The organism is Dinoroseobacter sp. PD6 (assembly GCF_028807315.1).
GTDB lineage: Bacteria > Pseudomonadota > Alphaproteobacteria > Rhodobacterales > Rhodobacteraceae > Dinoroseobacter > Dinoroseobacter shibae.
In genome coordinates, this window is the sequence record NZ_JARAMN010000014.1 from 23353 (window position 1) to 43040 (window position 19688).

Here is a 19688-nt window from a genome sequence, read left to right on the forward strand (position 1 = left end):
GAAGACTGGAGTCTATCCATGACCCAAAGCACCCGTTCCGACGGCATGGCAATGCTATGCCTGCGCCCGAACTTGAAGCACACACGGTGGATCCCAAGCACCAAGCTTGCCCTCCACCCTCTCGCAGCACCCGCGTTTGAGACATATCGCAACATCCGTGTATCCGCATGGATCAGCCCGGCTTTGGCCGATCCTCTTCTTGCGGTGCGAAGTGACAAAGTGGGCGCACTGTTCTTTGGCAACTTCGCGGCGCGGATGGCGTTTGCCGACCGTGAAACCATCCCCGTAGTTGTTTTCGACGGGCTCGAGGGCGCGGACATCGCGCGCCACGCTTGGGCCGAAATCACCAGCCTCGCCTTCAATCAGCTGCACCCGCGACGTGGCTTCCAAGACCTCAAGCGCGCTCTGCAGTTGGCTCCGGAAGACGTCACAAAGATGTCAATCGGTCAGACCACCGATGCTGCGCTTGCACGTCATTTAGCGGTGGATATCAGCCGTTTCCGGGGGACACAGCGATGAGCGATCCCCTGGAGAAACTATTGCCAGCTTGCCCCGTCGCGCGTGTCGAGTTTGCTGCCGAAGGCAGCAGGCTCCTGCATCTGCTGCCTGAGTACGCAGCCAAGGGCACCGTGGAGCGATGCTTCGCGCGTCTCTTCCCGGCACCAGTTGCAGAATGCTCGACTGTTGATGCCGCCCAGCGAGCCATGGACCGCAAACTGAAAACTTACCCAATCGGCGACCTTCTCGCCCATAGGCCAACCCAAGCAACGCCCGGAGCGCCATCTATCGATATGCTGCGCGCGTGGGTATTCGCCGGTGCGCTGCACGCGATCGATGAAGGGGATCAGGACCACACGGCGTGGATGTTTGCAATCAGGACAGTCCGAAAACTGGCGACGGACAAAGACTGGAGCGGTGAGCGTGCCCGGCTCCCTTCCGTCCTTGACGTCAGTCTCTGGCAGGTAAGGTGCTCGCTGGACGCCTGGGCGGTGCGGGAGAGGGGCACTGGCAACGCTCAGGCTGGGCAGATCGACAACATCAGGCGCCACTTTGATCACCTCGCGGGGACCCCAAGGCGAGATGTGGGCGACGTGACGCGCAAGGCCACGAAGCGAAGCCAAAGCTTGGCGGCAGAGCTGACAGCACCCCGCGCGCTGTCAACGGACGTCCCGGTCCTCCCTGTCCTCGACCTGAACCAGCACGACCATGACAACGCGCCGCTGGTCACCGTGGAAGAAGCGGCAGACGTGGCGGGTGTTGTTTGGTTGAGGTCCAACCATCAGGACGTGGACGACCTGATTGAGGACCTCATGGAGACCGACGCTCCTCTGTCGGCCATCACAGCCACACGACATCTGACCCAGGATGAGGCTCGTGCGCTTTTTCGAGACCTCCGGAAGGCCATCGCCCACGGCGCAGAGCCCGGTGTTGTGATGCTTGCCGTGAGTTTGTTTCTGGGCGCTAGCTTCGACACGCTCAACGATCTGTCGGCAACTGTGCCGAAGACTGCCGGCACCCCATGGTGGCATGTGCGCGGGGAAGATTTCGGCATTGCCTTTGCACCCGCTATCACAAGTGCCCCCAAACCTCCCACCGGTGGGTTTGGGATCTTGATAAACTCGTGGCTTGCCACCGAAGCCCGCAAGGTCGTTGAGGGCGCCCACGACCTCGATGCTCTGGAAGAGCAGGCCAAGCAATGGTTGAAGCTTCGACCGGGCCGCCGTCGGCGTCTAAGTCGGATCGCACAATGTCTGTCCGCAGCACTTGTTTCGGCTGGGGCCGATGCAGCCGTTACAGGATTGCTGACGCGGCAAGACATCCGCACGTGCCCTCAGGTCTACTATACACGGGTGAAAGTAGCGCAATTGGACCAGATCTATGCCGATTACCGAACCAACTGGCTGAGCGACACTGAGCGTGACACGGCTGTTTGCACCTTGGGTCGTTCCAGCAACTCCATTGGTTCACGCCGTGTGCCTGCGCCCGAAACTGTGGCGACGTTTTTCGCGGCGCTGGACCACAAGCTCGCGGAAGCGGAAGAGGGTTTGGCCGCTCGGCGCCCCTATGCCGTCCAACAGCTACACGCAGCATTCGTGAACAAGGTCGCGGGTATCGTTGCCTTCGCAACCGCCATGCGGCCCCACGGTGTTGCCTGCCCACCCTTCAGCCAAATGCTCCTGGAGGGTCCCTGTCCGAGTTTGAGGTTGCAAGACAAGGGCAACCGCCAAGTGGATGATGCACGGTGGTTGCCCGTGCCAAGCCTGTTGGCCGAAACGCTTCGCGCCCTGCGCATGCACCTGGAAAACCTTCGCCCGTGGGCAAGCCTCACGTCGCCGGGCCTAGCGGCCCATATAGATGCCTCCCTGAGCGGAGAATGCGCGCCGCTTTGGTACATCCCGGTAGGCGCAGAACCGCCGGAAGTCCTCAAATGCTCTGACTTCTGGAAGGTCCACAAGCCGCCACGGCAAGAGCGAAATCTGTTCCGCCACTACTGGCGCACCCAGCTTGTCGCCTCAGATTTCCCTGGCTGGATGCTTGACTACTGGATGGGGCACGGCGGCTGGCAGGCTGCGCAGTACCTGCCCCACGGCGCCTACCGGGCTGGCGATCTGCAGAGCATAGCCGATGCGATTGACGAGCATGCGGCGGACCTCGGTCTTCACGCCCCCGAGGTGCGGAGGCTCCCGCAATGAACGTATCCTTTGACCGCGATGCAGTGATGGCTGCTGAGATTGTAGACGAGCTGCTACGCAGCGATGCCGCCCCCCAAGACTGGACCGTTGCGATCGAGACCGCGGTGGCCGAGCGCGGTCCCGAGCTCGGCCCAAAAGACCGTAACCACATCGTCAACTATGCGATCGAGCGGGTAAATGATCGGCTGGGTCTGTCCCTCAAGAAAACCCATCTTCAGCGGCCGCCTGCCCCCATTGCGCCGCTCAGGAACGCGGAATGGCCTGGCCAAGCGATGGAGATCATCCACCTTAGGCACCGTCTGGACGAGATACTGACCGTGGCCGGACGCTCCACGCCCGGGGCTGACTTGCCACGCCTCCTTTTGGCCAGCGCTGCCTTGCGTGGAGGGTTAGGTCGTTTGGAGGGATTGCAAGCGTTGGCGCGTGCAGTTGGCTCAGGGGAATTGACACTCAATGGTGCCAACGCCTTTCCCGGGCTTGTCTGGATCGATCTTGACCTCCGGATCTCTAGGGAGGCGCAGCAGCACACCAACAAGGACCCAGGAAAAGAATACCTGCGTTGGTTCCCGGACGTGACAAGCCTCGCTCTGATCGATCGATGGCGCAGGTTGGGCCCCCTGCCCTATGACGCACCGTCCTCCGCTTCAGCGCTCTATACCGACATGTTGGAACTGCTCGGTGTGCCAGAGACCAAGGCAATGATACCGGCCCACCGCTTCCCGCTCATGGCGCTGGCTGCACTGGAATATGTCTCCGGCATCGCCCTCCCCGTTAGCGTGCAGGCCGTCGCGTCCGGCCAAAGCGTTGGCCTCTCGGTGCTGCCTGAGACGTGGGACGCCCTGTGCACGCGTGGTCAGCCTTTGAAGGAGCCTCCGGACACTCGAGGCGCGGCCAGGACAGCGCAACCGCAACCCTCCCGCACCCCAAAATCAGCTGCTCCGTGCCCTTCTCCTGCGGATCATGCCAAGGCGCAGCTACTGGAGGCACTGAAAGAGTGCCTCGACACCCATGCGGCAACGTCCTCGGTCAAGGGGCGCAAAGCAATGTCTGATGCCCTGCAGACCCTTCAACAGGAGGCCGTCGGGATCTGGCACTCCCTCGAAGCTCTGGTCAGCTGGTATCGGACCCTGCTTCGCAACGGCGACAAGCCACGCACCGTGAAGGACTATCATTCCATCGTGGGTCGGCACGTACTGGCGGTCATGACCGAGGACGACCCGAGGAACCTCACACCAGAGGCTCTGCGAGACATGTTCGAGCAGGTTCTGGCGCGCTCATCCTACGCCAATCCGGCCCATCCGCTCGGCCGCCTCGCGCATTTTGCCCGCCACGCAGAGCGGGTCTTGGATTGGCCCGACGCTGATTTTTCCGGCTTTGGAGATCAGGGCAAAGGCAGCGCCACATTCGTCCGCACCGCTGCCCTGCCCATGGCCATCTATCCCGAGGTGTTTGACGCGATCCTGCAGACCACCGACCTGAGCCCGGACATGGCCGAGTGTTACGCCGTTGCGTTCGCACTGGTTGCCTGGGGCGGCTTGCGGATCGACGAGGCCCATGGGCGTGTGGTCGATGACATCGGGACTGACTTGACGGTATTTGTGCACGCCACAAGCGGTCACGGTCTGAAATCGGAGGCCGCGCGCCGGCTGATCCCCCTCGCCCTCTTCGCGCCGCCAGAGGTCGTCGCACAGGTCAAAAGCTTCGTGGCGCGCCGGGCGACCGTACCGGACAAGACCCGCGACAAGCTTCTCGATCTGGGCACGCTCTTCCCCGGCGACCGCTTCGACACAGGGACGTTCCGCACGCTACTGCAACGCACTCTTGGCCAGATGCTGGGGATCGCGGTGAGGCCGCATGATTTCCGGCACACGCTGATCAGTGCCCTGCAGCTTCTGTTCCATCTTGGTGCAGATGCAGTTGACACGATCGAAGCCGTGAGCGGCTGGAACGCGAAGCGGCAAAAACGCATCCGGCACGCGCTGCTCGGCGTCTGTCCGGACCCGCGCCGGGCCCCAAGGCAGATCTCGGCGTTGGCCGGGCACCGCGATCTCAGCGCGATCAGCGGCACCACCTATTGCCACCTGACCGACCTGGCGCTTGGACGCCTGATCCAGAGCGCCGAGGAGCGGTTGCCGGCCTCTGTTGCCGCTCGGTGGCTTGGCCTCAACCGTCGGAGCCTGCGACCCTTCATCGACGATAATGATACGGTCCGGCTGGAGGACTTGCGCGGGCCACTCGTGAATAAGATGGATATCGCGTGGCGCACCACGCGAACGGGACAGTTACCCTCACCCGAGCCTCGCGTAGCAAAGCCGGTCAGGGTCACGCCGACGGTCGTCCATGCGGTCCTCAAAATGGCCGAACATGACACGGACACGCTGACCATTGCCGATCAGCTCAACATCATGCGGGATCAGGTGACCCACATGCTGGCGACCGCCGAAGACCTGATGGCGGCAACCACCCAGAAAAAGGGGGCCCGCCATGTTGGAGCTCACGACCAGGACCGCCCCAACTGGCCAGTCGCCCGTTTTGCAGATCAGCCGGGCGAAGTGCGATTCCTGGCAAGGCTGTTGGCCGATGCAGAGACATTGCCGCCTGAGAATATGCTGAAATGGTCTATGGTGGTGCTGACCCATGCGGACCGACATCGGCCTTGTCTACGTTTCCTTGGGGCCCCCGCCGCACAGAATTGGCTAGAGCTGTTCCCAAAGGCCTTTCCCAAGTCCTCTCTGGACATCCTGATCCGATTCCCGTCGGATGTGACGCCCGAGGCTGCGGAAAAGGCTTGGTGCACGGCCATAGGTGCCAAGGGGAACTACCAGACGGAGTCCAGTGGTCATGGTACCAGTGTCTGCCCGACAGCCCCCGGACTGATCATGCTGCGGAAGGTTTCGAAAAAGGCCAAGGAGAGCCGTTCCTTCTCAACCCTCCGCCGTGCCGCGTTTTGTATCGCGGTTACCTGTCGCGTGACTGATGAGGCTTGAGAAGATCCACAACGGGCCGCCGCTCCTACCATGCGGCGGCCTCGACATGGCCGTGATGGTCCATGCAGATGCAAATGCGGCTTCGCGAAGGAGCCGGGCTTTGGAAACCCAGCCCGGCGAAACGAAAAGTTTGGCCAGAGGACCCTCAGAACCATCCGCCAAATCCATAAAGCTTCATGATATTAGATATTTAGCGTTGTTTGAATGCGGGTTGCAGACGCGTTTCTTGCTCATCTTGCCTTATCGGACATTAAAAGATATGCTGGGCTACAGTTGAATTTGACCGCTCGATTTTCTGGAAATGGCCTCAGAGACTGAGAAATCGATGTCAGAACCCTCTGATAAGCTGAGTGATGCTCGCATCGACGAGAGAGACCAAGAGAAAACCGATGGCATAGCTTTGCCTTCCCATGTCGCGGGATCTGGCACGCTTGATCGGCTGGTCGACACCGCCCGTGACTACGCGCGCGCAGCGGCCTCAGACAACACGCTCAAGGCCTACGCCAAGGATTGGGCGCACTTTGCGCGCTGATGTCGGATGAAGCGCGCGGAGCCATTGCCCCCCTCCCCTGAGATGATCGGGCTCGAAGGTTTCAAACATGCCCGTGGCCTTAACCGCCTCGGCCATGAAGCCGTCACCAGCCTCCATGAGCGAGCGTGTCACATGCATGTGGCCTTGGATGGGCTGCGCGGGCGGAACACCGAGGCAGGTGAGCCTGCGGAACGCATCATTCTGCGCGGCAATCACACTCGGATCTGGGCTGTTTATCTGTGGCTGTGCGGAACTGGTCATGGGGCTCTCCCTTGAGATGTTAAAACACGCCTTCCGAAGCCCGCTTTTCCTTTTCCGGCCGGCGGCAGGACCGAGACGGAAGGGTCTCTACCCGAACAACCCCCTGAGTAGGTAATTCGGGTTGGGGATGGTTTCGATCCAGCCGCCCTGTTCCTTGATGGTCTCGAGCGCGGCCGAGAGTGGATAGGCGCCCTCGGACGGGCTCCTCCAATGGGCTCCGCGTTTGAAGGTGATGATCTTGCGGCGGCCACCTTCAAAGCAGGCCACCCGAAGCGTCTTGGGTTCCTTGCGTGACATGGGCGTCTCCGTTCTCCCTGTGGTCAGGCGACCTCGGCGCTGCGCCCTGCCCTGCCCGCCTCCGATCTGCCGATCAGGTGGTCGCAGGCACGTTGAGCATCGGCGGCGTGCTTGAAGATCGCGTTCTTGTCCGAGCGTAGGACCCGCAGCCAGTTGTGGAGGTAGGCAGCATTCATCTCGAGCGTCTGACCCAGGAACACCGAGGCCCTCGGCGACGATCTCCTCGCGCACATAGGACGTGTTGCCAAACTTCGAGAACCCCGGCTCGACTGCCGCAGTCTTTGGCATAGTAGCAATAACTTGTCTGACGTTCTCGATCGGCTAACAACCCGCCTACTGCGGCCTTTCAGGCCCAAAAATCGGGATCTCCGGCGTTCAGAGCAATGCAGCGTTACGGATTAGCATGGGAAACGCAGGCACAGCATCTCCTGACAGCTTGAAATTCAGCAATATTGTCGCTATATACCGTCATTATTACTGTAAGGACATAGATCATGCACATCACGGACTTTGCTGAAGCTGGGCAGTTCGAACCGCGCAAGATCGCCGCGGCGTTACGCACGTCGGCAGAAGAGATTGCATTGACCGTCGGCTTGGGCAAAGACGCGTTGCAGAGGCGAGCCCGCATTGGTTCGGACAAGACGCAGCGCCGCCTGCGCGAATTGGTAGAGGTGCTGAACAAAGTCGAACCCCGCTTCGGCTCGGAACTGATGGCCTATGCATGGTACCGGTCAGAGCCCCTGCCCGGCTTTGATGGCCGGACAGCCATGCAGCTGGTGCAGGAAGGCAAAGCTCAGCAAGTTCTGGAATACATCGATGCGGTTGATGCGGGCGTTTTTACCTAAAGCGCACCTTGCCAAAACATGAGACACCGATGCCCTGCCACACTTCGTGTTCTCGGGACATCAGTGTCATACACTGTATTTTTGAATGGCGAGACGCTGAGATGCCGCTGAAAGATGGACGCTACACAGGGCGACTCTATCGCGCCCTGAACCCGGTCTATGCGCGTGAACCCCTGTCCGGACGAGGCGCTGAACTCTATGGAGGGCGCTTTAATGCCAAGGGCACCCCTGCCCTCTACACTTCTCTGAACCCTGCAATCGCTCTTAGAGAAGCCAACCAGGTCGGTAGCCTGCAACCCACGATCCTGGTGTCCTACAAGGCCGACCTTAAGCCTATTTTCGATACCCGGGATCATGACGGACTTGAACGGTATGGTATGACAGCGTCGATGCTTGGTGACCCTGCATGGCGCATGACGATGCTTGATGGCCAACCTGTGCCGACACAGGATTTAGCACGCGCCCTCATAGCGGACCGGTTTGCGGGGCTTCTGATCCAGAGCTTTGCGAAGGGCGCGTTGGCATCGGACCTCAACATCGTGTTGTGGGCTTGGACTGACAACAATGGATCTTTGGAAGTCGTGGATGATGAGCAGCGGCTGTCACGGATGTGACCGGTGAGGATTGCTGTCTCATTTGTCCACCGCGGTGGACATCGATTTGTCCGACGAAACCGGAATGACCGCACTGTATCGCCTTAATGGGTTTTGGGTCGGTGGCTTTGATGCATTTGGAGAGGCCGCATGTCATTGGAAGATGTACCGGTCGCACGTCCACCGCGGTGGACACTAGGCGGTTTGCATAGCAGTTTTGGATAGGCGTTTGATCAAAGCTACTGGATCAAACTGGTCTTGACGTTGGCCCAGGGTGATACTGTGAAAATACGCTCCAAAGTCTCTGATACGTTTTCCAAGCTGTAGCATGATGAAGATCGCGCAAGACGCTTTCTGAGCTCCTATAGCACCCTTGGCTTTCTCGAATGTGTCTGGGTGAATGCCCATCATGGGTGCAAGTATTCGAGCATGGTTTTCAATGTCCAGCCAGTTTCTAAGCTTTTCTGTGGAGAACGATGTCGCGTGATCGCACACTGAGGTTAGCAAATCTGGTTCCAGAGCTTCATTGCTTCTGTTGCTATCTGAATCTTTTTTTTCTTTTTCAGACTTGGATTCGTGCCGGACAGTTTGACCGTCATTGGCGGGCAATTCCATAGTTTCTGGTGGGTCATCGTGGGTATGCAAACTTTGGCATTCTGTGTCCGTGTCGGCGAGCAGTGCATGATATTCGGAGAGGTTTAGCTTCCTGCGTAGAGCTTTCCGTGCGTGTTTGATGAATGCGTTGCTGGGGTTATGCTCTTCTAAATGGGCGAGTTTCGTAAGGATCTGTTTGCGGACAAAAACCCGATCACGCCGGTTATTCTCCATCTCTTGCGCGATCGCGAGAAGCTCGCTCGCACGTTGGAGCAGGGGGGCGAGTGACAATCCATAACTGATGCACTCCCCGCCGGACGATCGAACGCGGTAGCGCTTTCGGTTCGAGCTGTCATTCCGCTTGATGAACCCGAGTTCAACGAAGCGGTTGATGTGTCTGCGGAGAGTCCGTTCGTCGATTCCGCCGACGCGCTGGCAAATCGAGTGGTTGGACGCGAAAACCGTTTCGCCATGGCCCGGCTTCAAGAAACTGAGCATGGCTTGAAGTGTTTGGATATGGCCTGGACGCAGACCGAACACGCTACGTGCATCTCTCAGTGCCCTGAAGATGGTCCAAATGTCGGTTTCAGGCGCAGAAATTGTGCCGCGTGCTGCATCAGCACCAGCGGATCTGATCGATAGTTTTGTGAATGCCATAGTTTGTTCACGATGACCTTTTAGCCCACAACTTCCCTGTCCCTTCCCGAGATTTCGCTCAGAAAAAGGCAATAAAAATCAGTCCACCGAATCGGTGACTCTTGACCGGTTTGCTGGAGGTTGCTACATCATGAGTGCTAATCGAATGATGAGGGCTCTCCAGGGGAAACTTTGGGGGGCTCTTTTCTTTCTGGTCTTCGCTTTTCTCCTCTGCTCGCGTTACGCTGCGTGGCCTGGGTTACGACCCAGAGCCGCTCTCATTCCGCCACTGTTCGAAGAGCTGCAAAAGCGTTGCCTCCGCGCGCTCCTCGAGCCATTGGCTGAATTCTGGGTGGTCCTTCTTGGCGATCTTGATGGCGATTGTTTTCTGGTCGATTGTCAGCGTTCCCACAGAGCCACCGTTCCCATCTTTGACGACGGACGTTAGGCTGCGGTTGGTTTGCTTCTTGTCGCTACGCGCCTTGTTCGAGCACGCCGCGTAGACTGCCTGAAACCTTTCCGCGCTTGGAGTGTCGTCGGGCAGGGCGGCAATCACCTCTTTGGCAGTGTTGACCAGATCCATCTTTTTCGAGAAAGCGGCCAGGTCACCCCATTGCCGCCGTCCGATGCCATGTGCCGGCCCTATCAGCTGTACAAGCCCCTCTGGCAGTTGCTCTATGACGACGCGATGGTTGGACACGCCCTGCCGTGTCAAGCCGAGAGCATCCTGAATGATGTTTGGCTTGTAACCGGATTCCTGCATCTCTTTGATAAAAAGGGATTTCTCAATGAAAGACGGGTCTAGTCGCAGGTTGTTCTCTTGGCCCTGTGCGATCAGAGATGCGTCGTCATCCAAGGTTCGAACGATCGCCTTGACTGTTCCACCGATCATGCGGATCGCTGCAAGCCTGCGTCGTCCGTAAATGATGCGGTATCTGTCCGGTTGCGCGGATGGGCGGACCATAATTGGCACTTGTTGCCCATGTTTGCGGATGCTTTCGGCCAACTCATCAATACTGGAATCCTCCAGCACCAACCGATCGCGCAGGCCATCCATGTCAATCTGATCGGGCTCGATGTCACGGATCGAATTCGCGGTGATCTCGCGCAAAGAGTCGCGCAATCCGCCAACAGATCCTGGCAGTTTTGCTGCCTTTGGCGGGGTAGGGGAGGGGGCCGCGCTCTGCTTCTCGTCCTTTGGTGGCTGATTGAAGATGTTTCGGGCCATCAGCGACGCCCCCATGCCATTTGGATTGTCTGTTCCAACTCATCGCCAACGCCGTTCACGCTGGTCAGAGCGCGATCAATCGTTTTTCTAATGAATTGGCTCGGATCAACTTCGTAGACGGTTTGCTGGGTCATACCGGCGTCCGAGATTGCTGTAGATTTCAGCATTGGCTCAGTCATGACCTGTCCGGCCAAGATCGATCTCAGGTAGCCCGCCATTTGGGTCTGAGGCCCGTCCGACGGTTCGTATCTCGTGATCAAGAACTTTACGAAGTCCCAGGTAACGCGCCGGCCAATGGCTTCTTCGACAGCCTTCACCGTTTCCGAAGCAAGCTTGAGAAACTGGCTCATGGAAGCGATGTCGAGCATGCCAGGTACCACGGTTACCAAAAGCCCCGTCGAGGCTGCGAGCGCCGTAAGGGTCAAAAAACCAAGTTGAGGTGGGCAGTCGATCAGAATGATGTCGTAATGCGCCTCTACTTCCTCAAGCGCTAAGGCGAGACGCTCCGCAAATATGGGTTGCACCCGGTGGGCGAGGGCGTTTGCCGTCTCGGTTTCGTATTCCGAGAGCATGAGGCCCGCTGGGACCATATCGAGCTTATGGAAGTAGGTTTTTTGGATGACGGCTGAGAGCGGAACTTGTTCCTCATATCTCAGGGCATCATAGATTGTGCCGCCGTCGGCGAACTCGAGCTCGGGCCGAAAGCCGAAAAAGGTGGTTAGACTTGCCTGCGGATCGAGATCCAAGACCAACACTCGGTAGCCTCGCAAGGCATACCGTTGTGCAAGATGTACAGTTGCTGTCGTTTTTGACGACCCGCCTTTGAAATTGACGACAGATATCACTTGGAGACGATCGCCCTCACGTCGACCAGGGCGGTAACTTTCTGCGTTCTTTCCGGTGCGCCCAAGAATATCGCGCAACTCATCAATCTCTTGGGCTGTGTAGAATCGGTGTCCGCGGTTGTCTGTATGCACTTCCGGGAAGCTACCGTCCTTGTGCCGGTTGCGCAGGTTAGATGTGCTCACGCGCAGGAGGCTGGCAACCTCAGTAGAACTGAAACGGCGTAGGGACTTTCGTTCTTCGGGCTCGAAAGCGATCTTCATCTGGCGATCCAAAGACTCAGCCAGATTGTCGGCAAATGCTCCGATGTCGGAAGAGCCTATGCCTTGCGCGTATCCAACGTTACGATCATCCATATCCTGCCGCCCACTCTCGGCCTCTGTTGAGGCTCTTAGTCTTTCTGACGGTGAACAGCGTGTCTGACGCGTTTTGCCGTCACGATGGGAATGCCACGATCCAGTGAGTCCGGCAAGAAGAATCTAGATGTAGTGTGAAAGTTATCCACATCACCAAGAAATACAGTCACATCAGGTTGGCCGCAAACCTTTGATTTTATTTCATTAAGTCTACGAGATCACGTTTCAAGCCACCTATCCGAATTGTTTGGACGGTTTCAGCTAAACCCATGCAACCAATGGCACAATTGACCTTCTGACGGTGCCTGGAGTGATAGACTCGGCTGGATGAGCATCTGCTAGTTACTGGCGGGAGCGAGCCAATTCTGATGAAATTAGTCCAAGACGCTCTGCTCGTTCGAGTAACATCTTGACCGATGACGGCTGCCAGCTGACGCGACCCCGAGGGGTGCGCTCACGCATAGACTCAAGCCGGTCGCAGATTGCCTGAAGAGTGATGTCTGGGTCCGCGCCCTTGATGCCCGCCACGATCGCGGGCAGGCGATCGTCGGTTTCGCGACGTCCAGCGCGTCCAAGCACTTCAGCGGGCAGGAACCCGTCCCGCACATATGCCTTCACAGCGCGGAGTAAACGGCTTTGGGTCCAGTGGCGGCCGTGGGGCAGGGGGCCATTAATGATCCGCAGCACATCTTCCCAAGCCATATCCGGCCGCAGGCGCCGCACATGCGGCACCCAATCCTGCGCGGTCTCGTTCAGGCGTTCCATGTAGCCATCCTGCCGGGCAAGCCGTACCTTGCGAAGCGCGGCGGGGTCCTTGGTGCGAAGCCCAGGATTGCCACCAACGCGACCTTTGGCGCGCGCAGAGGCAAGACCCGCCTTGGTACGCTCGCGGATCAGAGCGCGTTCAAACTCGGCCGCGGCGCCCAGAACCTGCAGCGTGAACTTGCCTTGTGGCGATGCCGTGTCGATGGGGTCCTGCAGCGAGCGGAAGAAGGCGCCCTTGGCCTCCAGACGCTCGATCACCTCCAGCAAGTGCGACAGAGACCGCGCAAGTCGGTCGATCCGCACGACGACCAGCGTATCGCCGCTCTTGACGCGTTCGATCACACGCGCGAGCACAGGACGCGCGCGATTGCCGCCTGAGGCGTGCTCTTCGAAGATCTCGGCACAGCCCGCCGATTGCAGCGCCTCGGACTGGGGCAGGGGGGTCTGCTCCTCGGTTGATACGCGCGCATAGCCTATGAGGGGCATGGAAAAGGGCCGTTTGCAATTTCATGTAATACCAATAAACGACCGTTTGTAAACAAATGCAAGCAAGCGCTCTCTGGTCGTGCTCCTCCAAAAACCCTTGGTTTCCTTGCGCTAAGCGCGGTCTGAGCGGTTTCACTGGCAGTCACGCTCGCATACTGTGTAATAAGTGTCGGCAACCGCCACAAAATCATTTGGGTAATGTGCAAAACCTCAGTATTTTGCATATATGAATATGCAAGCCTCTACTTTGACTGATGATTTCGATGACCCCCTCAACACCATCGAGGAGGATGAAGAGGCTCACGAAGACGATCTCTGGTTTCTGCCTGGGCCACTCGAGGAAGAACCGGATGATTTGCCTCCCGGGCCACGGGCGGAACCGCCAGACACTGCTGTCGTAGATGACTGGGCAAAGGCAGAAGGCATTCACGCTGCGCGACTGGCACGGGTCGCTGGACGCCTGGGTGCTCTGGATGACCGGCTACTGCGCGGTCCTGAAGGCTGGCGGCACCGCCTCGCTCTTATCGAGGCGGCGGATCTTAGCTGGTTCGCAGGGGACCGGGTGAGTTCTGATCGTCTGGCGCTCTGGATATCGATGCGGCTGTCGGGTGCACAGGATGACCCGGATGCGCTGGCACGCGTTGGATGGGCTGTTCGGCGCTTGACAGGCGGTCCGGGACCGGAGTCTGACTTGGCCGCCTTCCTGAATCGCCGCGATCCCGAGAACATTGAAGGCAGCGCTGAGCGTTTCGAAGATCGCGCGGGTGGATGGCTGGACGTCATGGCGGCTGCGGGCGAGCTCCACCCGATCACGCGGGCTTGCATGGGCTTTCATCTCTGGAGTCTGGCGGGTCTCGGTGGGCAGGGCGACCAGATCGAAGCCGCCGTCACGGCGTCCAGGATCGCGGCCAGAGACGGAAGCGGCGCCGTCTTCGCACCGCTCGCCATGGGCGGGGCAGGGGGGCTGCGTGTTTCGGGCTTGCCACCCGAACGTTTGGCCCGCTGGCTGGATGGGATGAACAGCGCAATTCTGACGGCGATGCGCCATCTAAATGGTACCCAAACATGGAGTGTTCGGGCGGAAGGAGCCATGTCTCAGCTTTCGGGCAGAACTCCGGCTGCTCTTCGGTCTGTGTTGACAGAGTGGCCTTTGGTGTCGGCCCCGATGGCGGAGGCCCTAACAGGCGCAAGTCGCGCGGCTGTTCAAAGGAACCTCGCATGGATGGAAGAGCGAGGCCTGATCCGAGAAGTGACGCAACAAGGACGATTCAGGCTGTGGCGGATCAAGGACTAGACCGTTGTGATCAGATCCAGCGACAGGGACCTTCTCGATTCATTGAGGGAGGAGCGCCGCCGCCAATACTTGCGTTCATCGATGCCGCCAAAGGGTCGTGTTTTGAACATCGACCTAAGTGTTTTGGTCAGAATCGCTCTGTGTGATCCGGCAACGAGCTATGGCAGGCTTTCGAAAAGATCCGGTGTGTACTCACCCGATTAATGCAACAGTCCCCAGCCGCGTGACCCTGCCCGAAACCTTCCCCGCCGGGAAGGTTTCCGGGCTGGACCTGCCCCGCGACACCCGCCCCGTGGCCCGGATCCGCGACGGGGTCGAAGCCCTCGCCGATCCCGAGACCGAGCTTTGTCCGGGCGATTGCCTGCTGCTCGCCGGCACGCCCGACGCGCTGGAGACCGCCGCCAAGGCCCTGAAAGACGCCTGAGCCGGGAACCTTGCGGCCACCCGCGCGTTACACCCGCAACATGCAAGCTGCGGAGGACATGCCATGGGCGACCACGGCCCCCAGATCAAGGATGACGACACCTACGAGGCCCTGCGCGACGACGGTGCCTCCAAGGCGAAGGCCGCGCGGATCGCCAATGCACAGGCCTCCGACACCCAAAACCCCGCGTCCAAAGGCGGGTCCGCCCCACCCTATGAAGAGTGGACCAAATCGGAGCTATACGACCGCGCAAAGGAGCTCGACATCCAGGGCCGGTCCGACATGAGCAAGGCGGACCTCATCGACGCTCTGCGCAACCAGTGAGGGCAACATGGCGTTTGAAATTGGACAACAGGTCGCCTGGGATTGGGGCGACGGCACCGCCGAGGGCAAGATCACCCAGATCTACACCGAGACGGTGACCAGGACCCTCAAGGGCTCGGAGGTCACCCGCCACGGCAGCGACGACACCCCTGCCCTGCTGATCGAACAGGAAGATGGCGACCAGGTGCTCAAGAGCTGCACCGAAGTGCGCCCCGCCTGACCCTGCACCCTGTCAAAGGAGACCCCCATGGATATTGAAATCACCGGCATCGGAGGCTTCATCCTCCTCGTTCTCAACATCTGGGCGTTCGTGTCGATCATCTCGTCCAACGCCTCCACCGGCCGCAAGGTGATCTGGTGCCTGCTGGTGCTGATCCTGCCGCTGATCGGCTTCCTGATCTGGCTGTTCGCCGGGCCAAGGGGGGCGCGGCATACCGCCTGATCCCTCTCCCGATCCTGTCTGACCGGCCCGGTTCGGCGCGGGCGGCCGCCCTCCCTCGGTCGCCTGCGCCCCGAAACCTTCCCCGCGGGGAAGGTTTTTTCAGTCGAGCTGGTCCAGAAACAGGCGCACGGCCTGCTCCAGCTTGCGCCGCTCCAGCGCCGAGAAGTCCCGCTCCAGCCGGATCTCCAGCCGCCCGTTGGCCGCGGTGCATTTCGCCCGGCCCTGCGGGCGCTCCATCTGGAAGGTGGTCTTGGCCTTGGTGCCGCCGGGGGTTGCCGGGGCCGCGGGCTTGGGCGCAGGCCGCGGTGCATCCTCGGGGATCTCGCCCCTTGCAAAACGCCGCAGCACGGCCAGTTCTTCGACGACGGAGCGGTTCTCCCAGGTCTTGAGCTCTTCGCGGATCGCGTGGGGGATCCCCTCCATCTCGTCCATGCGCGCGGCCAGGGTCGTGCCGAGCGCGCGCGGGATCTCGGTGGGAAATTGCAGGTCCTCGCCCAGCTCCCGCATCACGCGGATGAAGGCACGGATATAGCTGCGCTTGGAGTAGTTGGCCGACTGGAACAGTTCCGCCACCGCGCGGTTGGGATCGTTCTCGGCGGTATGCGGGTCGGCGGCGTAGTTCAGGGCCAGCTGGGCCATCTCGGCAAAGGAGATGTCCTTGCGCACCATGTTCTCGTCCACCATCCGGCGATAGAGCGCTTCCAGCGCCGCGCCGCGGGCCTCGATCCCCGCCGGGATCGCGCCCCAGGTCTCGGCATCGCCGGTCTCGTCCAGCAGCCGGCGATAGGCCTGCACCCGGCGGTAGCCCTGGATCAGTTCGTAGCGGCCATCCTCCCGCGGCTCGACCCGGATCGGGTTCGACAGGCCCAGGTCGCGGATCGAGGCGATCAGCTCGTCAAGCTCCGGGTCTAGCCCCGGCAGGCGGTCGCGGGCCAGCTTGTAGGTTTCGATCTGGTCCAGCGGGATGCGGTCGACGATCTGCCCGGCCTTCTTCAGGCGGACGAATTCATGGGCGAGCTTGTCGTTTTCCGCCCGGATCTGCGCCTCCAGCGCGCCGCGGTCGCGAGCGTGATCCGAGGTCTCGGTGATTGCCGCGGCCATGGGACCGCGCCGGGGCGGTGTGGTCTCAGCATGTGAAACCTTCCCCGCGGGGAAGGTTTTCGGCGGGGCCGCGTCGGCTTCGGGCGGCATCTCGATGTCGAACATGCGGCGTTTCTTGCTCATGGCGTGTCCTCCAGATTGTCCCAGGCGGCCAGCATGTGACCGCGAAACTCGGTGTAGGCTGCATCGAAGGTGGCCCGCGCCCGGCGCCAGGTGCCCCGGGTCATCTCGCGGTAGTCGATCTCGTAAACCGATGACAGGAAACGGCCCGACTGTTCGACCGCGCGGGTCATCTCGATCGGACTGTCGGCGACCCGGTCCCCGAAGACCTGCTTGAAGGCCTGGAACATCGCCCGGTGCAGCTCGTTGCCGGGCTCGTATCGCGTCATCAGGAACCGTATGTCACGAAACACTTTCGGAAGCGTAACCCCGGCGCGCGCAAAGCTGTCGGCGCCGTGGGCGAGATCCTCGAGCGCCTCGGCGAGCTGGCCGATGAAGGAGGTGGTGCTGTCATACTCCCAATAGCCCGGGCCCGAGGGGATATAGAGCATGTCAGCGGCGAAGACCGCGTTCATGGACTGGTAGCCGATGGCGGGCGGGCAGTCGAAGAGGATGATGTCATAGGCGTCGTCCGGGATCTGGTCGAGAAAGCGCGACACGGCCGCGAAGAAGGACCATTCGGGGTTGAGGTGGCGGTACTGGGCGGAGGCGAACTCGACAAAGGCCGCGTTGGCGCAGGAGGGGATGATGTCGATGGTCGGCCAGGCGGTCGGCTGGATGAAGTCCGACACCCGCAACGCGCCGAGCCCGAGATCCTGGATCGCGGCGGGCAGCTGGCGGCGGGGCAGGGCGGTGCCGCTCTCGGCGCCGGCGGCGGTGGCGTTCATCCGCTCGGTCTCGCGGATCAGGTCGCGGGCCATGATGCCCCAGACGGTGTGATCCTCGACCACGTCCGACAGGCCCATGGAATGGCTGAGGGTTGCCTGGGGGTCGAAGTCCACGGCGAGGACGCGGTAGCCATCGAGGGCGGCGGCATGGGCGAAGTGCAGCGCCACGGTGGACTTGCCCGCGCCGCCCTTGAAGTTGACGATGGCCACGCGGATGGGGCAGGGGGCGGAGGTGCCACAGAGCAATGTCGTCCCCCTGCACCCGGTTCCGGAGGTGAGCGGGGCGGGCGGCCTCTGGCCGCAGGTGCAGCTGCAGTTGCGCGACAGCTACCCGGCGCAGTTCGCGACCTGGTTCAGCAAGCTCGAAGAGGTGGACCTGGAGGGCGGGTGCCTGACACTGGCCGCGCCCTCGGCCTTCGTGGCGGCGACGGTGATGCGGGATTTCGAGGGGCTGCTTCTGTCGGCGGCGCGGCAGGTGGCGCCCTCGGTTCACCGGGTGGTTCTGCAAAAGCCCTGAAAGGCTCTAAACCGGGGTTTAGACCCTGTTTCGCGCGCCCTAGATCAGCGGCCGGGTCTGCATGCGCGCAGCATCCACCAGCCCGGCCTCGGCCAGGGCGGCCACGTCCGGCACGGTGAGCCGCCCGTCGGACCAATCGGCCAGACCCTGCCCGCGCAACCGCGCGAGCGTCTTGTTGGTATGCACCAGCGACAGGCCGAGCGCGTCCGCGAGATCCTGTTGCCGGTAGGGTAGGGGGCATTGCGCGCCCCGGACCAGCCCCACCGCGTCGGCGCGGGTGAAAAAGCGGTGCAGGCTCCACGCGAGTTTTTCGAACGCGCCTTTCTGGCCGACCGTCGCCAGGGCCTCGCCCAGGAAGTGTTCCTCCACCGCGGCGAGGAAGGTCAGATCGAAGGCGCGGGTGGGGAAGGATTTGAACAGGGTCCAGATGTCGGCGCGGTTGAACACGCATAGGGTCATGTCCGTGGTGCTTTCGACCGAATGGTGCATTTCGCCCATGACGCTGGCCTGAAGACCGATGAAATCCCCGGGCAACACGAAGCTGACCACCTGCCGACGCCCGTTGGAGAGTGTCTTGTAACGTAGCCCGTGCCCGGAGAGGCAGGTGTAGAGCTGTGCCGCGCCGGAGCCTTCGAGCAGGATCTGCGTGCCGCCGGTCACCTGCAATTCACCTGTCTTGAAACGGCGCATGAAGGCGACTTCCTCCTCCGTCATGGGCGAAAAGAGCGCATTCTTGCGCAAAGGACAGGCAGTGCAGTCGACGGTCATGTTTCCTCGGCTTGCTATGTCGTAGTTTAATGTGTTTGGCGGCGCTGTCTGCGATGCTGTGGTCTTGTCTTGCAAGGGAGCTCATTTCGACCATGGTGCAAGCATTGCTTTATACCCGGAATGTTCTGGAAGCCGAGGATCTGTCGGATATGTTGCGCGCGCTGCGCGGCTGGGAGGCGGCGACCTGCCGGGATGTGGCGGTGGCGCTGGAGGTGGTGGCGCGGGCCGAAGGAAGCCTGAAGATGGCCTTCGTCACCCCGCCGGTCGCGATCCTGGAGGACAGCGGGTTGCTGGTCGCCCTGCGCGGCACTGGCGCGCGGATCGTGGTGATCGACCTCGACGCGGCGGCGGCGGCGACCCTCGGGGTGGAGACCCTGGCGCGGCCCTTCACGGCTGCGCAGGTGCGCAGATTGCTGGGCAGGGCCCCGCGGGTGCGGCCGGGCTGAGGGGACCGAGCACGGGCGAGGGAGGCGGCCAGGCGCACCCTGCCACAACCTTAATGTCCACCGGGTGGGAAAAGTTCCGGGAACCGATCTGTCCGAGCGCGCGTTGTCGGCCTGAGCGAGGAGCAGGAAAGGACCGATTGTGCGTGCTTGGAGTTTGATTTTCTTTGTTTTTGCGGCCATCTCGGCCCTGTTCGGCTTCACCGGTCTGGCGGAGGCGACGGCTGGAATCGCCGTGGTTTTGTTCTGGATTTTCCTTGTTCTCGGCTTCGGTGCAGTGGCCTGGGGGATCAGCACGCGCAACCGGGACTGACCGTCTTTCCCCACCCCTGAGCAGACGCCGGGTCTGGACGCGGCCCGTCCGGACCCCTA

The 19688-nt window shown here is 60.9% G+C and carries 21 protein-coding genes and 3 pseudogenes; 14 read left to right on the plus strand and 10 right to left on the minus strand.

The window, feature by feature from the left end; all coding sequences use genetic code 11:
• Positions 1-18 precede the first annotated feature (18 nt).
• The 4 genes and pseudogenes from PVW48_RS18395 to PVW48_RS18410 form a co-directional block, all read left to right on the plus strand.
• A complete protein-coding gene (locus tag PVW48_RS18395; protein WP_274582407.1) occupies positions 19-519 on the plus strand; it encodes a hypothetical protein in 501 nt (166 codons plus the stop codon).
• Positions 516-2693 (plus strand): hypothetical protein, encoded by a 2178-nt coding sequence (locus tag PVW48_RS18400; RefSeq protein WP_274582408.1) that lies wholly within the window; start codon positions 516-518, stop codon positions 2691-2693. The genes PVW48_RS18395 and PVW48_RS18400 overlap by 4 nt, the downstream gene beginning before the upstream one ends.
• Positions 2690-5680: a site-specific integrase gene (locus tag PVW48_RS18405; RefSeq protein ID WP_274582409.1), complete on the plus strand. Its 2991-nt coding sequence runs from the start codon at positions 2690-2692 to the stop codon at positions 5678-5680. Before PVW48_RS18400 ends, PVW48_RS18405 begins: the two co-directional genes overlap by 4 nt.
• Before the next feature lie 301 nt (positions 5681-5981).
• Positions 5982-6209, plus strand: a pseudogene (locus tag PVW48_RS18410) (integrase); the annotation flags it as partial.
• On the opposite strand, the gene PVW48_RS18415 reads toward PVW48_RS18410, so the two are convergent.
• The 3 genes and pseudogenes from PVW48_RS18415 to PVW48_RS18425 form a co-directional block, all read right to left on the minus strand.
• Positions 6159-6473: a hypothetical protein gene (locus PVW48_RS18415; RefSeq protein ID WP_274582410.1), complete on the minus strand. Its 315-nt coding sequence runs from the start codon at positions 6471-6473 to the stop codon at positions 6159-6161. The pseudogene PVW48_RS18410 and the gene PVW48_RS18415 sit on opposite strands and share 51 nt — an antisense overlap.
• 87 nt (positions 6474-6560) lie before the next feature.
• Positions 6561-6770, minus strand: a complete 210-nt coding sequence (locus PVW48_RS18420; protein ID WP_274582411.1) for a DUF6330 family protein — start codon at positions 6768-6770, stop codon at positions 6561-6563.
• 23 nt (positions 6771-6793) lie between these two features.
• Positions 6794-7031 (minus strand): annotated as a pseudogene (locus PVW48_RS18425) (zincin-like metallopeptidase domain-containing protein); the annotation flags it as partial.
• Positions 7032-7264: 233 nt separating this feature from the next.
• On the opposite strand from PVW48_RS18425, the gene PVW48_RS18430 reads away from it, so the two are divergent.
• Positions 7265-7615, plus strand: coding sequence for an MbcA/ParS/Xre antitoxin family protein (locus PVW48_RS18430; protein WP_274582412.1), 351 nt, complete (start codon positions 7265-7267; stop codon positions 7613-7615).
• 101 nt (positions 7616-7716) lie between these two features.
• Positions 7717-8229: an RES family NAD+ phosphorylase gene (locus PVW48_RS18435; protein WP_274582413.1), complete on the plus strand. Its 513-nt coding sequence runs from the start codon at positions 7717-7719 to the stop codon at positions 8227-8229.
• A gap of 174 nt (positions 8230-8403) precedes the next feature.
• Here PVW48_RS18435 and repC read toward each other — a convergent pair whose 3' ends face one another.
• The 4 genes from repC to PVW48_RS18455 all read right to left on the minus strand — a co-directional run bounded on the left by repC (position 8404) and on the right by PVW48_RS18455 (position 13116).
• Positions 8404-9459, minus strand: a complete 1056-nt coding sequence (gene repC / locus PVW48_RS18440) for a plasmid replication protein RepC (RefSeq protein WP_274582414.1) — start codon at positions 9457-9459, stop codon at positions 8404-8406.
• A 238-nt stretch (positions 9460-9697) separates the two neighbouring features.
• A complete protein-coding gene (gene repB / locus PVW48_RS18445; RefSeq protein WP_274582415.1) occupies positions 9698-10666 on the minus strand; it encodes a plasmid partitioning protein RepB in 969 nt (322 codons plus the stop codon).
• Complete coding sequence (repA, locus tag PVW48_RS18450; protein ID WP_274582416.1) at positions 10666-11865, minus strand: plasmid partitioning protein RepA; 1200 nt, start codon at positions 11863-11865, stop codon at positions 10666-10668. Before repA ends, repB begins: the two co-directional genes overlap by 1 nt.
• Before the next feature lie 342 nt (positions 11866-12207).
• The gene (locus PVW48_RS18455; RefSeq protein WP_274582417.1) at positions 12208-13116 is read right to left on the minus strand and encodes a recombinase family protein; all 909 of its coding nucleotides are present in this window, start codon (positions 13114-13116) and stop codon (positions 12208-12210) included.
• Between the two features lie 226 nt (positions 13117-13342).
• Between PVW48_RS18455 and PVW48_RS18460 the strand changes: the two genes are divergently transcribed.
• The 5 genes from PVW48_RS18460 to PVW48_RS18480 all read left to right on the plus strand — a co-directional run bounded on the left by PVW48_RS18460 (position 13343) and on the right by PVW48_RS18480 (position 15600).
• A complete protein-coding gene (locus tag PVW48_RS18460) occupies positions 13343-14410 on the plus strand; it encodes a hypothetical protein (protein WP_274582418.1) in 1068 nt (355 codons plus the stop codon).
• 223 nt (positions 14411-14633) lie between these two features.
• Positions 14634-14834, plus strand: a complete 201-nt coding sequence (locus tag PVW48_RS18465; RefSeq protein ID WP_274582419.1) for a TrkA C-terminal domain-containing protein — start codon at positions 14634-14636, stop codon at positions 14832-14834.
• Positions 14835-14897: 63 nt separating this feature from the next.
• Entirely contained in the window at positions 14898-15158 is a 261-nt protein-coding gene (locus PVW48_RS18470) for a DUF7218 family protein (RefSeq protein WP_012187241.1), read from the plus strand.
• Between the two features lie 7 nt (positions 15159-15165).
• Entirely contained in the window at positions 15166-15378 is a 213-nt protein-coding gene (locus PVW48_RS18475; RefSeq protein ID WP_274582420.1) for a DUF2945 domain-containing protein, read from the plus strand.
• A gap of 27 nt (positions 15379-15405) precedes the next feature.
• A complete protein-coding gene (locus PVW48_RS18480) occupies positions 15406-15600 on the plus strand; it encodes a PLD nuclease N-terminal domain-containing protein (protein WP_274582421.1) in 195 nt (64 codons plus the stop codon).
• 99 nt (positions 15601-15699) lie between these two features.
• Here the strand turns inward: PVW48_RS18480 and PVW48_RS18485 are convergent, their stop codons facing one another.
• Positions 15700-16824 (minus strand): ParB/RepB/Spo0J family partition protein, encoded by a 1125-nt coding sequence (locus PVW48_RS18485; RefSeq protein ID WP_274582422.1) that lies wholly within the window; start codon positions 16822-16824, stop codon positions 15700-15702.
• Positions 16821-17801 (minus strand): annotated as a pseudogene (locus PVW48_RS18490) (ParA family protein); the annotation flags it as partial. The gene PVW48_RS18485 and the pseudogene PVW48_RS18490, both read right to left, overlap by 4 nt.
• 1 nt (position 17802) lies before the next feature.
• Between PVW48_RS18490 and PVW48_RS18495 the strand changes: the two are divergent.
• Positions 17803-18105: a DnaA N-terminal domain-containing protein gene (locus tag PVW48_RS18495; RefSeq protein ID WP_274582473.1), complete on the plus strand. Its 303-nt coding sequence runs from the start codon at positions 17803-17805 to the stop codon at positions 18103-18105.
• 39 nt (positions 18106-18144) lie between these two features.
• Here the strand turns inward: PVW48_RS18495 and PVW48_RS18500 are convergent, their stop codons facing one another.
• The gene (locus PVW48_RS18500; protein WP_274582423.1) at positions 18145-18873 is read right to left on the minus strand and encodes a Crp/Fnr family transcriptional regulator; all 729 of its coding nucleotides are present in this window, start codon (positions 18871-18873) and stop codon (positions 18145-18147) included.
• 92 nt (positions 18874-18965) lie between these two features.
• Here PVW48_RS18500 and PVW48_RS18505 point away from each other — a divergent pair, with 92 nt between their 5' ends.
• A complete protein-coding gene (locus tag PVW48_RS18505; protein WP_274582424.1) occupies positions 18966-19319 on the plus strand; it encodes a hypothetical protein in 354 nt (117 codons plus the stop codon).
• Positions 19320-19473: 154 nt separating this feature from the next.
• On the plus strand, positions 19474-19629 hold the full coding sequence (locus PVW48_RS18510; protein WP_443112690.1) for a DUF1328 domain-containing protein: 156 nt from the start codon (positions 19474-19476) through the stop codon (positions 19627-19629).
• Positions 19630-19688: the final 59 nt, after the last annotated feature.